Raw genomic sequence first — 11857 nt, 5'->3', positions numbered from 1 at the left:
CTCGGGGTTACGAAACGGTCGCGCGAAAGGCGGTGATGAAGAACCCGTCCATGCCGCCCCTGTCGGCCCAGAAATCCGGGCGCAGGCGCAGCCCTTCTGGTCCGATCCAGTCCGGCTCCACCCCGGGCAGGTCGAGCGCATCGAGGTCCAGTTCCAGTTCCGGATGGCGAAGCATCGCATCGCGCACCTGTTCCTCGCCCTCGTCGATCAGCAGGCTACAGGTGCAGAACACCAGCCGCCCGCCGGGTTTGAGCAGGCCCAGCGCCCGGTCGATCAGGTATTCCTGCAGTTCGAACAGGGCCGGGAAATCGCTGCCATCCTTGGCATAGGGCAGGTCCGGGTGGCGGCGAATCGTACCGGTGGCGGTGCAGGGCGCATCCAGCAGCACCGCGTCGAAAGGTTCGGCTTCGTATTCCAGCGCATCCGACACCACCAGATTGGCGGACAGGCCACAGCGGTTCAGGTTCTCCTCCACCCGGGCCATGCGCGATCTGGAGATATCGACGGCTGTCACCTCCGCCCCCATTGCCGCAAGCTGCATCGTCTTGCCGCCGGGGGCCGCGCAGAGGTCCAGCACACGCGCGCCTTTTGCCGGCGCCAACACCTTGGCAGGCAACGCGGCGGCGGCGTCCTGCACCCACCAGTCCCCCGCGTCAAAACCGGGAAGCGCCGAGACCTGACCATAGTCGCGCAGGCGCCTGGACCCGGTCGGCAGCGCCTCGCCAAAGGCCACATCCCCCTTCGGCGTCACATCCAAGGGCGCGCCTGCGAAATGCGCGGCTTCGATCGCCGCAACGGCCTCCTTGCCGAAATCGGCCACGAGCACCTTGCGCAGCCACTTGGGCAGGCGTGGCACCGGCAAATCCTGCCACTTCGCCACATCCACCTTGCGCAGTACCGCGTTGACCAGCCCGGCCTGGCGCTGGGTCTCGACATTGGCCTTGGCGATCTCGACACAGGCGTTCACCACGCCATGGGCAGCGCCCCCGGAACAGATCTCGACCACGCCCAGCCGCAGGATGTTCAGCACCCGCACCGAGGGGCGTTTCTTCAGGAACGGGCCCAGCAGGCGGTCGGCGCGGTCCATGCCACGAAAGGCCTCCAACACCAGCCGCTGGGTCCGCGCGCGCTCCTCCGGCGGCAGCTTTTCCAACCGGCGCGGCATGACTTCGGACAGCAGCCGCCCGCCCTCGATCACCTCGCCCATCAGGTCCACCGCCAGTTTGCGGGGTCTTGCCGCGTCCGATACCATCTGCCGTCCTTTGCCTTTTCTCGCCGACCGGCCTATATCAAAGGCGTTACGGCCTCAAGGAAGCTCACATGTCTGCCGACACCGAACGCAATGACCTGCCCCCCGCCGCGCTCCGCGCACTCGCGGAAGCCGAGGAACGCCGCAAGAAGGCCGAAGCCGAGGCCCGGGACCTGCCCAAGGAATACGGCGGGCGCGAGGGGCCGGACCCGGCCCGGTTCGGCGATTGGGAAAAAAAGGGCATCGCGATCGATTTCTGATCCCGGCGTCTGATCCCGACCTGCGCCTGTCGCCACAATTTGGCCATCAATCCCCGGTAGATTACAACCCTGGGGGCGCCTGCGTACCGCGCAAGAGGTGACAGATGGACGGAACGCCGAAACCCGAGGTCGGAGACGATCCGGATCTCGATGCCATTCGTAAAATGATCGAAATACAGCCACGCCGCAGGGCGGATGCGGTCGCCGAACCGGCCAGCGTGATGCCCGCGGCCGAGGACAGTTCCGACACGGCGCCGGTCCGAACCACGCCCGCCCCACACCCGAAACAAGCCAGCCTCCTGGCCACTGCCGCCCTCAGCCTGCTGGAGCAGGTCAAGGCATTCCTTGCCCAACCCGAGGCGCCGCGCCGTCTGGCCCTGGCAATGTTGGTCCTGATCATCATCCTGCGCCCCCTGGCGGTTCTGGGCATGGCGCTGTTTGTCCTGATGGTCGGGCTGATTACCTATTTCTCGCTGGGCCCGGATCGCGTCGCGGAACTGATCCTTGCCTGGTACCAGAGCAAGAAAGAGCGTGACCCGGACGGCGCCGAGGCTCTCCGCGCCCGCGCGGCGCGGCTCAGCCGGCGCCTCGAACGCATGTTCGCGCGATTGCCGGAACGCTGGACCCAGGGGCTCTACCTGCCGGATTTCGAGGAACCCAAGCCCCTGCCCGACCGCCTGGCAAATGACCCGTTCGACCGGCTTGTCCCACAAAGCAAATTGTAACCCCCCCGCACAAAAAAGGCCGGCACGCCTCGCGCACCGGCCCTTGAGTTTTTCGGCAGTTGCGATCAGTCGCGCAGCAGCTCGTTGATTCCGGTTTTCGAACGGGTTCTCTCGTCCACCCGCTTCACGATCACCGCGCAGTAGAGGTTGATGCCGTTCTTCGACGGCATCGAACCGGCGACGACCACCGAATAGGGCGGCACCTCGCCATACATCACTTCGCCGGTCTCGCGATCGACGATCTTGGTCGACTGGCCGATGAACACGCCCATGCCCAGGACCGAGCCTTCACGCACGATGCAGCCTTCGACGACTTCGGACCGGGCTCCGATGAAACAGTTGTCCTCGATGATGGTCGGACCGGCCTGCATCGGTTCCAGCACGCCGCCAATGCCGACGCCGCCCGACAGGTGCACGTTCTTGCCGATCTGCGCGCAGCTGCCGACGGTGGCCCAGGTATCGACCATGGTGCCCTCGTCCACATGGGCACCCAGATTCACGAAGCTGGGCATCAGCACCACGCCCGGGGCGATATAGGCCGATTTGCGCACGACGCAGTTGGGTACGGCACGAAAGCCCGCCTCTGTCCACTCGTGATCGCCCCAGCCCTTGAACTTCGAATCGACCTTGTCCCACCATCCGGCGCCCTGCGGGCCGCCATCGTGGATTTCCATGTCCTTGATGCGGAAGCCCAGCAGCACCGCCTTCTTGGCCCACTGGTTCACGTGCCAGTCACCGTTCTCCCGGCGTTCGGCGACTCGCAGGCGGCCCGAGTCCAGTGCGTTCAGCGTGTCCTCGATCGCTTCGCGGGTCTCGCCGCCGGTCGACGGGGTGATCGTGTCGCGCGCCTCCCAGGCGGCCTCGATCGCGGTTTCCAGTTGGGCGTTCGACATGTCTCGCTCCCTGTCGCTTGTTTGGATTCGCACCGCTTCTAAGGGCCACGGCCCCGTTTCGCAATCACCGCGAACGTCGTGACGGGGCGGGAAAGCGTCAGGAGGGGGCTCAGCGCACCCGTTTCAGGTGGCGGCGCAGCAGCTCGACCGCCGCCTGGCCGTCACGCCGCTGCATCGCGCCAAGGATGGCGGCGTGGTCCTTGTCGACACGCTGCACCCATTTGTGGCGCCAATGAGCGTGGAAATGACGGGCCGAGGCGATGTGCAGGTCGTCAAGTGTCGAAAGCAGCCGCGGCATCGCGCAGGGGGTCAGGATCGTGCGATGGAAAGCGCGGTTTTTCACCTCCCATTCTGCCATGTCCTCGGCCGCGTCACAGGCGATGCGCGCGGTGTCGGCCGCCCGCAGGTCGGCCGCGGTCAGACGCGGAATAGCATGGGTCAGGGCCAGGGTCTCCAGCGCCACGCGCATCGCGATCACCTCGCGCACCTCTTCCGGGTCCAGCGCGGTGACGCGCATGCCCCGGCGCGGCTGGCTCTGCGCCAGCCCGTGCGCCTCCAGCCGCAGAAACGCCTCGCGCACCGGCACGTGGCTGGTGCCGAATTCCCGGGCGATATGGTCCTGGCGCAGCTTCTCGCCCGCCGGCAGCTCCCCCGCCACGATCCGCGCGCTCAGCGCGGCATAGATGTTGTCGGCCATGGTGGCGCTCATCGTCGTGGTGGTCATCGGCATCCCTCAAAATCCGAGATAATAGATAAAACCACAAAACGCCAACGGCAACAGGGAAATCGCGGGAAGGTGACACGGGGTGTCTGGCCATGTTAGCGCCCACGCGCTAGGTCTTGAGAGAGTTCGAGTAGACAGGAAACGTGCATATGAAAGACGATCGCAAACACCCGTTGCGTGACAGCCACCAGGATCGGGAACAGGCCCACAAGACCCCCGACACTCCGCAGACCCGGGCACCGGCCTACCGGCTGGCCTATGACGACCAGGATTTCCTGTGCCGCGACGAGCTCAGGCCCGTTCGCCTGCAGCTGGAACTGCTGAAACCCGAGATGCTGATGCAGGAATATGGGGTCGAATCGACCGTGGTCCTGTTCGGCGGCGCGCGCATCCCGGAACCCGCGAAAAAGGGCGATGCGCGGACCGAAACCCTGGCGAACCTGTCGAAGTATTATGATGAGGCACGCGAATTCGCCCGCCTGATGACCCTGGACGCCAAGCATAACGGCCATCGCAAGAACGTGGTGGTCACAGGCGGCGGTCCCGGCGTGATGGAGGCCGGCAACCGCGGCGCCCGGGACGCGGGTGGCGTGTCGATCGGGCTGAATATCGTCCTGCCCCATGAACAGGCGCCGAACGAATATGTCACGCCCGACCTCTGCTTCAACTTCCACTATTTCGCAATCCGCAAGATGCACTTCCTGATGCGTGCGGAAGCAATCGCGATCTTTCCCGGCGGCTTCGGCACCATGGATGAGCTGTTCGAAAGCCTGACCCTGATCCAGACCGGCCGCATGAAACGGGTGCCGATCCTTCTGTTCGGACGCGATTTCTGGCAGGGAATCATCAACTGGAAGGCGCTGGCCGCCGCCGGTACGATCTCGGACGAGGACCTGGAGCTGTTCCGCTACGTCGAAACCGCGCAGGAGGCGGTCGACGCGATCGCGGACTGGGATGGCAAGGGCGAAATGCGCGGGGCCATTCCCGGGCGCTGAGCCCCCGGCAATACCCCGTCGGTCCGACCGTTGGTCCGGTCGCCAGCGTGACGTCCGGCGCCAGGCTTCAGGCGCAGAACTGCTCGGGCAGGCGGCACACGCGGCGGTGGCTGGGCAGCTTGGTGATCACGTGACCGACTTCCGTTTCCTCGATCGAGAAGCCGAATCCGGCCAGGCGGTGTTTCCATTCGCGAAAGCTCAGCACATGGGCGCGCTGCTTGATGACGAAATCGAGGATGCTGGCTTGTTCATTCCGACGCATGGGAATTCTCCTTCTTGTCTGCTCCAGGGTAATTTCTCCCGGCAGAATGGCGGAAAATGTGCGCAAATCGGGCCTTTGTGGGGCATCTGGAAACAGTGCGGCCAGATGGCGGGACTGTTTCCCGCCCGGCGGGCGTCAGGTCGCGACCAGCTCTTCGGGTTTGCGCCTGTGTACCTCCTTGACGATAGCGGCACGCAGGATCTGGGCGACGGAAATCTTGTCGCGCTCCGAAATCTCTTTCAGCGCGTCAAGGGTGGGGGCGGGGAGGTTGAACGTGATCGATTCCATGCCCGCATGATCCCGCCCTTTGGTGAATCCTCCGTTAAGGAAAACGCACCAGTATGAGAGCCATGCTCAGCGCAGTCCGGCCTCTTCCTCGATCTGGCGTTTGGACTTGCGCTGACGTTCGGTGTCGGACTTCAACTGGCCACAGGCCGCCATGATGTCATCGCCCCGCGTCTTGCGGATCGGGCTGGCATAGCCCGCCTGATAGATGATGTTGGCAAAGGCACGGATGCGGTTGTTCGAGGACCGCCTGTAGGGCGACCCGGGCCATTCGTTGAACGGGATCAGGTTGATCTTGGCCGGAATGCCCTCGATCAGTTTCAGCAGACGCCGCGCGTCCTCGTCGGTATCGTTCACCCCGTCCAGCATCACATATTCGAAGGTAATGCGTTCCGAGTTGGTCAGCCGCGGGTAGTCGCGCAAAGCCGCAACCAGCGTTTCTATGTTGAAGCGCTTGTTGATCGGCACCAGCACGTCGCGCACCTCGTCCGTGGTGGCGTGGAAGCTGATCGCCAAGAGGCAGCCGATTTCCTCGGCGGTGCGGGCGATTTCCGGCACCACGCCCGAGGTCGACAGGGTAATGCGGCGGCGGCTGAGGCTGATCCCTTCCGGGTCCATCGCGATCTTCATCGCGTCGCGCACATTCTCGAAGTTGTAGAGCGGCTCGCCCATGCCCATCAGCACGATATTGGAAAGAAGCCGGGTTTCGTCCTTCGGTGCGCCCGGCACCGGCCATTCTTCCAGATCGTCGCGCGCCACCATGATCTGGCCGACCACCTCGGCAGAGGTCAGGTTGCGCACAAGTTTCTGGGTGCCGGTGTGGCAGAAGCTGCACGTCAAGGTGCAGCCCACCTGGCTGGAAATGCACAGGGTGCCGCGCCCTTCCTCGGGAATGTAGACCACCTCGACCTCGTGTCCACCGGCGATGCGCACAAGGTATTTGCGGGTGCCATCCTCGGACACCAGACGGCGGATGACCTCGGGGATCTCGATCACGAAGTTTTCCGCCAGCAGCGCGCGGTAGGCTTTCGCCAGGTTGGTCATCGCGTCAAAGTCGCGCACGCCCCAGTGATAAATCCATTGCCAGACCTGTCCGCTGCGCATCCTGGCCTGTTTCTCCGGCGTGCCCGCCGCGATCAGCGCCTCGCGCAATTGCTCGCGCGTGAGGCCGACAAGGTTCTTCCTGTCGCCTTCCGGGGCCTTGCGGGGGATGGTCAGAACATCCTGGGTGATCGGTGCATCAGAGGTCATAGCGCATTTCCTGAGGTCAGGGGCGCAGTCTATACCGCAAGCGCCAGCCCGTGTCACGCGGCCAGAATCCGCGTCACCCAAAGCCAGGGGTCCACCCCCGCCCTACCTACGCCAACCGGTCAGTTGCAGCGTTTCTGCGCGTCATCGACCGAAGCGGTAAAGCCCAGCAGCGAGAACGTGTCTTCCGTGCGCTTGCCGCGCGACGAGAATCCGACCACCACCGCCTTGGCGCCGCGTTTCATGGCCGCGATGATCTTGGCGTCATCCTCGGGGCCGCTCGACCAGGCGGTCTCGCCATCGGTAAACAGTTCGAAACTCGCGTTGCCGATGGTCATCGCCACCTTCGAGCTATCGCGGAACGGATAGCCCGCGGCAAAGCTGACCTGTCCGGCCCCGGCTTCGCCCTTCCAGTAGCTGACGAACATCAGGATCGCGCCGCGACGGGCCGACACCAGGCGGCCGTCCTGGGTCACGGTGCTTTCGGTGGGCGCGGAAACCGCCCAGCATTCGCCGCTGCCGCTTTCTTCGAACACGCTCCAGGCGGTGTTGGCGCCCACGCGGCTCTCCGAGTCCTGCGCCATCGCGCCGGTTGCGGCCAGCGACAAGGCCAGGACACCCGGGATTAGGAAGGATTTCATGGTCAATACAGCCTCCAGCTGCCTCTGCCTCAAAGGGGGCCCCTGCATCATCCGTTCTTGGCGGCGATTTTCCGCAGCGGGCCGTTTTCATCTCTGCGGCCACAGTTTAACTTAAGATTGCCGATATGTGAAAGACCCGTTGGCGGAATTTCGCGCGTAAGGACCTGTCGAGGAGAGCAAAACATGAGCAAAGCCGAGCTGCTGTGCGAAATCTGGCGTGGCGACTTCATGGAAAGCCGCCATTTGGGCCACGCGGTGGTCTGCGGACGGGATGGCGAGATCATCGAGGCCTGGGGCGATCCGGGCAAGGTGGTTCTGCCGCGCAGTTCGGCGAAGATGATCCAGGGGCTGGGGCTGGTGGAAAGCGGCGCGGCCGATGCGATGGGGCTGACCTCTGCCCATCTGGCGCTGGCCTGCGCCTCGCACGATGGCGCTGCGATCCACACCGATCCGGTCAGTCGCTGGCTGGCCGAACTGGGCCTGGTCGAGGACGATCTGCGCTGCGGCCCGCAGATGCCCGCCGACCGCCCGGCGAGGAAAGCGCTGATCTGCTCCGATACGACACCCTGCCAGGTCCACAACAACTGCTCCGGCAAACACGCGGGGTTCCTGACCCTGTCGAAACACCTCGGCGCGGGCCCCGAATACATCGACCCGGACCACCCGGTGCAAAAGGGCGTGCGCGATGCCTTCGAGGACGTGACCGGCGCGGCAAGCCCCGGCTTCGGCATCGACGGCTGCTCGGCCCCGAATTTCGCCACCACGATGCATGGCATGGCCCGCGCGATGGCCTTCTTCGCCACAGCGCGCGAGGGCGGCTCGGCCCGCGAGTCCGCCGCCGCCCGGCTGCGCGACGCCATGGCCCTGCACCCTGATCTGGTCGCGGGCGAAGGCCGCGCCTGCACCGAGCTCATGCGGGCCATGGGCGGGGCAGCGGCCATCAAGACCGGCGCCGAGGCCTATTTCGTCGCCATGCTGCCCGCACAGGGGCTGGGCATCGCGGTCAAGATCGACGATGGCGGCACCCGCGCCGCGGAATGCGTGATCGCCGCCCTGCTGGTGCGCCACGGTGTTCTGGACGCCGCTCACCCGGCCACGCTGAAACGCATGGACGCGGTGGTGAAGAACCGGCGCGGTGTCGACACGGGGGTCATCCGCCCTGCGCCCACGCTGCGACGCTGAACGCGCCCGTTACATCTCCATCGCTTCGGCCACTTCGACGCTGCCGCCGTCTTCGAGGATCGGGCAGCCCTGCGCGATCTTCACTGCTGCCGCCTTGTCCGCCGCATCGACCAGCGTGTAGCCCGAGACCGGGTTCGACCCGCCGTTTTCCTCGACCCGATCGGCAAAGACGGTCGAGGACATGCCCGCCGGGTTGCCCCCGTCGATCAGCCCGGCCCCGATGCCGCCCAGCCAGCCCTGCCAGGCCGCCATGACCTTCTCGACCGCTTCCGGGCTCTCCGGCGCCTTGCCGCCGTGGTAAATGAACATGAATTTCGGCATTTCAAATCCTCCCTTGGTTGGCTTCATCCCGCCGCCAGGCTTTCCAGCTTGTTCAGCGAACTGCTCCACCCCTGTTCGTGGTTCTGCGCGATCTCGTCATCCCCCAGCTCGCGGTGATCCAGCACCAGCCGGCTGTGATCACCATCCGGCAGCACGGTCAGCGTGACATGGCTCTCCGCGCCACGCGCGTCCGTGTCGTCATGCCACCCCCAAGTGAATCCGACCGAGTTCGGCGGGTCCACATGGGTCACTTGTCCCGAGACCTTGTACCGGCCGCCCTCGGCATTCTGCATCACCGACATCCAGGGACCGGTGCGGGAAAAGTCCAGATCCTCTTCCGGCACATGCATGCCCTCGGGCCCCCACCAGCTCAACAGGTTGGCCCGTTCGCTGATCAGGGCAAAGAGCCGCTCCGGCGTGGTGCGGAACCGGCGTTCCAGACGCAGGTCAGTCATGGTCATGCTCCTCCAATAAAACCGCTTCCTCCAACCGATCCAACGACGCGGTCCAGAAGGCGCGGTGGCTCTGCGTCCAGTCGCTGATGCCGCGCAGGGCCTCCGGTCGCACCGAATAGATCCGCTGCGTGCCGCGCACCTCCTGGTGCACCAGCCCGGCCGCCCGCAGCACCTTCAAATGACGCGAGATCGCCGGGGCCGAAATGTCATAACCCGCGCTGAGTTCGCCCGCAGGCAAGGCCCCATCACGCATCAGGCGCTCAACCATCGACAGGCGGGTCGGATCGGCCAGGGCCGAGAATGTATCGACAAGATTCCTCATGACACCACTATTTAACTATTTCGTTAATTAGTCAAGGAAGCACGTGTAGTGAGGTCGCAGCGACTTTTGGGCCTTCGGCGAGGATATTTTCAGCAAGATAAAGAAAGAAAATGTTAACCAGGACAGGCCATGATGAAGGCACGGTACAGGCGGGGACGCCGATGACCGTGCAAGGTAAAGAGCCTGAACTCTTTGAGGGGGGCGGCAACGCTCCCCTTTTTATCTTGCCCCAAATATCCCCGCCGGAGGCAAGAAAAATGCCGCGAAGCGGCCCAGCAGTTCTCGTGGTGCAAGCACCGCTGCCGCTCTCCGCCAGTTTTGCAAAGCAAAACTGGCCACGCCCAACCCCTGACCAGCCGAAGGCGCGGGCAGGTGGCGGGAGCGCTACGCCCCTTTGAATTCCGACCGCGCGTAGCCCTGGATGAACAGCAGCGCCGAGAGGTCGCCATGATTGATGCGAATGTCGCATTCTGCGGCCACCGACGGTTTCGCGTGCAAGGCCACGCCCGCCCCCGCCAGCCCCAGCATGCCCAGATCATTCGCCCCGTCGCCCACGGCCATTACTTCCGCATGCACCAACCCCAGCCGCGCCGAGATCTCCTTCAGCGCGGCCACTTTCGCCTCGCGCCCCAGGATCGGCTCACCGACCGTACCGTCCAGTTCCCCACCCGCCACGTTCAGCGTATTGGCGCGGTTCTCGTCGAAGCCCAGCTCGCCCGCCACTTTCGACGTGAACGCCGTGAACCCGCCCGACACCAGCGCCGCGTAGGCTCCTGCCCCGCGCATGGTCGCCAGCAGCGCGCGCCCGCCCGGCATGAGCGTGATACGTGTGTCCAGCACACGGTCGATCACCGCCGCGTCCAGCCCCTTCAGCAGGCCCACCCGTTCGCGCAGCGCCCCTTCGAAGTCCAGCTCGCCGTTCATCGCCCGCGCCGTGATGTCCTTTACCCGCTCGCCCACGCCCGCCTCATCGGCCAGTTCGTCGATACATTCCTGCTGGATCATGGTCGAATCCATATCCGCCAGCAGCATCTTCTTCACGCGGCCTTCGGCCTGCTGCACCACCAGGTCCACCCCCAGTTTCTGCAGCTCCCCCCAGACATCCCAGCGATTGTCCGGCATCGCCGCCAGAGAAAATTCCGCCGCCTCGTCCGGGCTCAACCAGACGGCCTCGCCGCCGCCCCAGGCGTTGCGCAGATTCTCGACCAGAGCCCCGTCAAGGCAGCGATTTTCGGGCGAGGTCAGCAGCGTGGCGGTGTACATGGGTCTCTCCGGGCAAGTCATTTCGCCCCGCATAGACCACGAAGCGCTGCGTTTTTCCAGAGCCCGGCCTGTCTCGGCTAACCGAATATCAACCTTGAGACCGCAGGATGGGATCGCGCCCGGCTTGGGAAACGAGGATAGAATGTCCCTGATCCACAGGATTGCCCTTCTCTGCCTGACCCTTCTGCCCGTCACGGCGACGGCGCAGGGCGTGTCGATCCTGCAAGCGTCCCTGTTTGGTGGCGGGGCGCCGCTTCTGCCCGGCGCGCAACCGATGCAGGCCGCCGCCCGGCCGTTGATCAGCAGTGGCCAGCCCCTGTTCGACGCCCACCCGGCAGACCCCGAAGACAGTGCAGGCAAAAGCGTGGCGAGCCTGTTCATCGGGCGCACGGGCCCCAGTCTGCTGGCCCCCTACCCGGCCCGCACCCGCCGCGCCCCGGTCACGCCTCCCGCCGCAGGTCCCGAGGGGATCGGCCCACGCCGCGCGGCCACGCAGGCCGGGCAGGTGCTCGACCTGATCGCTCAGGCCGAAGCGGGCCGCGCCGGCTATGATGCGGTACAGTACGGCGCCCGGATACGGCCCGTGAAACGGCCCACACAGATGACATTGCAGGAAATCCAGGACTGGATCTCCGCCACACCCGGCCAGCCCCACGCAATCGGCCGGTATCAGTTCATCCCCGCGACCCTGAAACGTCTGGTGGCGATCATCGGTGCCCAGCCGACCGACCGGTTCGGCCCGGCGCTGCAGGACCGGCTGGCGGATCAACTGCTGGCCGAGGCCGGGCTGGCGCAATTCCAGGCAGGCGAGCTGCCCCGCCACGCCTTCATGACCAACCTTGCGAAAATCTGGGCCGGGCTGCCGACCTCCACCGGGAAGTCGTATTACCACGGCTACGCGGGCAACCGCGCCACCATGACCTGGGCGCATTTCGATGACCGGATGGCACGGATCTTTGCGGGGTAGGCACCGGGCTATGCGCCACTCCCGCCAGCGGACGGGCTCCCGCAGCCGACCGAACATGCGACGTC

16 protein-coding genes are annotated in these 11857 nt (G+C 65.2%); 5 read left to right on the top strand and 11 right to left on the bottom strand.

Annotation, left to right across the window (positions count from 1 at the left end; genetic code table 11):
• Positions 1-7: 7 nt before the first annotated feature.
• Complete coding sequence (locus tag Q1V43_RS06635; protein ID WP_300515549.1) at positions 8-1252, bottom strand: RsmB/NOP family class I SAM-dependent RNA methyltransferase; 1245 nt, start codon at positions 1250-1252, stop codon at positions 8-10.
• Between the two features lie 68 nt (positions 1253-1320).
• Between Q1V43_RS06635 and Q1V43_RS06630 the strand changes: the two genes are divergently transcribed.
• Positions 1321-1509: a DUF1674 domain-containing protein gene (locus Q1V43_RS06630; RefSeq protein ID WP_300515546.1), complete on the top strand. Its 189-nt coding sequence runs from the start codon at positions 1321-1323 to the stop codon at positions 1507-1509.
• Positions 1510-1613: 104 nt separating this feature from the next.
• Entirely contained in the window at positions 1614-2234 is a 621-nt protein-coding gene (locus Q1V43_RS06625; RefSeq protein WP_300515543.1) for a hypothetical protein, read from the top strand.
• A gap of 65 nt (positions 2235-2299) precedes the next feature.
• Here Q1V43_RS06625 and dapD read toward each other — a convergent pair whose 3' ends face one another.
• Complete coding sequence (gene dapD / locus Q1V43_RS06620) at positions 2300-3127, bottom strand: 2,3,4,5-tetrahydropyridine-2,6-dicarboxylate N-succinyltransferase (RefSeq protein ID WP_300515540.1); 828 nt, start codon at positions 3125-3127, stop codon at positions 2300-2302.
• A gap of 109 nt (positions 3128-3236) precedes the next feature.
• The gene (locus tag Q1V43_RS06615) at positions 3237-3836 is read right to left on the bottom strand and encodes a GntR family transcriptional regulator (RefSeq protein WP_300515643.1); all 600 of its coding nucleotides are present in this window, start codon (positions 3834-3836) and stop codon (positions 3237-3239) included.
• Between the two features lie 164 nt (positions 3837-4000).
• Between Q1V43_RS06615 and Q1V43_RS06610 the strand changes: the two genes are divergently transcribed.
• Positions 4001-4846, top strand: a complete 846-nt coding sequence (locus Q1V43_RS06610; RefSeq protein WP_300515537.1) for a TIGR00730 family Rossman fold protein — start codon at positions 4001-4003, stop codon at positions 4844-4846.
• A 67-nt stretch (positions 4847-4913) separates the two neighbouring features.
• Here the strand turns inward: Q1V43_RS06610 and Q1V43_RS06605 are convergent, their stop codons facing one another.
• The 4 genes from Q1V43_RS06605 to Q1V43_RS06590 all read right to left on the bottom strand — a co-directional run bounded on the left by Q1V43_RS06605 (position 4914) and on the right by Q1V43_RS06590 (position 7282).
• Positions 4914-5108, bottom strand: coding sequence for a hypothetical protein (locus Q1V43_RS06605; protein WP_300515535.1), 195 nt, complete (start codon positions 5106-5108; stop codon positions 4914-4916).
• Between the two features lie 135 nt (positions 5109-5243).
• Positions 5244-5396 (bottom strand): hypothetical protein, encoded by a 153-nt coding sequence (locus Q1V43_RS06600; RefSeq protein WP_300515533.1) that lies wholly within the window; start codon positions 5394-5396, stop codon positions 5244-5246.
• 66 nt (positions 5397-5462) lie between these two features.
• Positions 5463-6644, bottom strand: a complete 1182-nt coding sequence (rlmN, locus tag Q1V43_RS06595) for a 23S rRNA (adenine(2503)-C(2))-methyltransferase RlmN (RefSeq protein WP_300515530.1) — start codon at positions 6642-6644, stop codon at positions 5463-5465.
• A 119-nt stretch (positions 6645-6763) separates the two neighbouring features.
• Positions 6764-7282 carry an invasion associated locus B family protein gene (locus tag Q1V43_RS06590; protein ID WP_300515527.1) on the bottom strand — a complete coding sequence of 173 codons (519 nt, stop codon included), beginning with the start codon at positions 7280-7282 and terminating at the stop codon, positions 6764-6766.
• Between the two features lie 183 nt (positions 7283-7465).
• Between Q1V43_RS06590 and Q1V43_RS06585 the strand changes: the two genes are divergently transcribed.
• Positions 7466-8464: an asparaginase gene (locus Q1V43_RS06585; protein WP_300515524.1), complete on the top strand. Its 999-nt coding sequence runs from the start codon at positions 7466-7468 to the stop codon at positions 8462-8464.
• A gap of 9 nt (positions 8465-8473) precedes the next feature.
• Here the strand turns inward: Q1V43_RS06585 and Q1V43_RS06580 are convergent, their stop codons facing one another.
• From Q1V43_RS06580 to serB, 4 genes are all read right to left on the bottom strand, one after another.
• Positions 8474-8785: a hypothetical protein gene (locus tag Q1V43_RS06580; protein WP_300515521.1), complete on the bottom strand. Its 312-nt coding sequence runs from the start codon at positions 8783-8785 to the stop codon at positions 8474-8476.
• A gap of 23 nt (positions 8786-8808) precedes the next feature.
• Complete coding sequence (locus tag Q1V43_RS06575) at positions 8809-9240, bottom strand: SRPBCC domain-containing protein (protein WP_300515518.1); 432 nt, start codon at positions 9238-9240, stop codon at positions 8809-8811.
• Positions 9233-9562, bottom strand: a complete 330-nt coding sequence (locus Q1V43_RS06570) for a metalloregulator ArsR/SmtB family transcription factor (protein WP_300515515.1) — start codon at positions 9560-9562, stop codon at positions 9233-9235. The genes Q1V43_RS06575 and Q1V43_RS06570 overlap by 8 nt, the downstream gene beginning before the upstream one ends.
• Positions 9563-9946: 384 nt before the next feature.
• Complete coding sequence (gene serB, locus Q1V43_RS06565) at positions 9947-10825, bottom strand: phosphoserine phosphatase SerB (RefSeq protein WP_300515512.1); 879 nt, start codon at positions 10823-10825, stop codon at positions 9947-9949.
• A 142-nt stretch (positions 10826-10967) separates the two neighbouring features.
• Between serB and Q1V43_RS06560 the strand changes: the two genes are divergently transcribed.
• Complete coding sequence (locus Q1V43_RS06560) at positions 10968-11792, top strand: hypothetical protein (RefSeq protein WP_300515509.1); 825 nt, start codon at positions 10968-10970, stop codon at positions 11790-11792.
• Positions 11793-11857: the final 65 nt, after the last annotated feature.

The sequence above is a fragment of the Aliiroseovarius sp. genome (assembly GCF_030148435.1).
Classification (GTDB): Bacteria; Pseudomonadota; Alphaproteobacteria; order Rhodobacterales; family Rhodobacteraceae; genus JASBTN01.
Note: the sequence above shows the minus strand (reverse complement) of the source record. Positions and strands in the feature narration are given on the sequence as shown.

Coding starts and splice junctions, on each gene's coding strand:
- Q1V43_RS06635 (WP_300515549.1), bottom strand. CDS start 1,252: ATGGTATCGGACGCGGCAAGACCCCGCAAACTGGCGGTGGACCTGATG.
- Q1V43_RS06630 (WP_300515546.1), top strand. CDS start 1,321: ATGTCTGCCGACACCGAACGCAATGACCTGCCCCCCGCCGCGCTCCGC.
- Q1V43_RS06625 (WP_300515543.1), top strand. CDS start 1,614: ATGGACGGAACGCCGAAACCCGAGGTCGGAGACGATCCGGATCTCGAT.
- dapD (WP_300515540.1), bottom strand. CDS start 3,127: ATGTCGAACGCCCAACTGGAAACCGCGATCGAGGCCGCCTGGGAGGCG.
- Q1V43_RS06615 (WP_300515643.1), bottom strand. CDS start 3,836: ATGAGCGCCACCATGGCCGACAACATCTATGCCGCGCTGAGCGCGCGG.
- Q1V43_RS06610 (WP_300515537.1), top strand. CDS start 4,001: ATGAAAGACGATCGCAAACACCCGTTGCGTGACAGCCACCAGGATCGG.
- Q1V43_RS06605 (WP_300515535.1), bottom strand. CDS start 5,108: ATGCGTCGGAATGAACAAGCCAGCATCCTCGATTTCGTCATCAAGCAG.
- Q1V43_RS06600 (WP_300515533.1), bottom strand. CDS start 5,396: ATGGAATCGATCACGTTCAACCTCCCCGCCCCCACCCTTGACGCGCTG.
- rlmN (WP_300515530.1), bottom strand. CDS start 6,644: ATGACCTCTGATGCACCGATCACCCAGGATGTTCTGACCATCCCCCGC.
- Q1V43_RS06590 (WP_300515527.1), bottom strand. CDS start 7,282: ATGAAATCCTTCCTAATCCCGGGTGTCCTGGCCTTGTCGCTGGCCGCA.
- Q1V43_RS06585 (WP_300515524.1), top strand. CDS start 7,466: ATGAGCAAAGCCGAGCTGCTGTGCGAAATCTGGCGTGGCGACTTCATG.
- Q1V43_RS06580 (WP_300515521.1), bottom strand. CDS start 8,785: ATGCCGAAATTCATGTTCATTTACCACGGCGGCAAGGCGCCGGAGAGC.
- Q1V43_RS06575 (WP_300515518.1), bottom strand. CDS start 9,240: ATGACTGACCTGCGTCTGGAACGCCGGTTCCGCACCACGCCGGAGCGG.
- Q1V43_RS06570 (WP_300515515.1), bottom strand. CDS start 9,562: ATGAGGAATCTTGTCGATACATTCTCGGCCCTGGCCGATCCGACCCGC.
- serB (WP_300515512.1), bottom strand. CDS start 10,825: ATGTACACCGCCACGCTGCTGACCTCGCCCGAAAATCGCTGCCTTGAC.
- Q1V43_RS06560 (WP_300515509.1), top strand. CDS start 10,968: ATGTCCCTGATCCACAGGATTGCCCTTCTCTGCCTGACCCTTCTGCCC.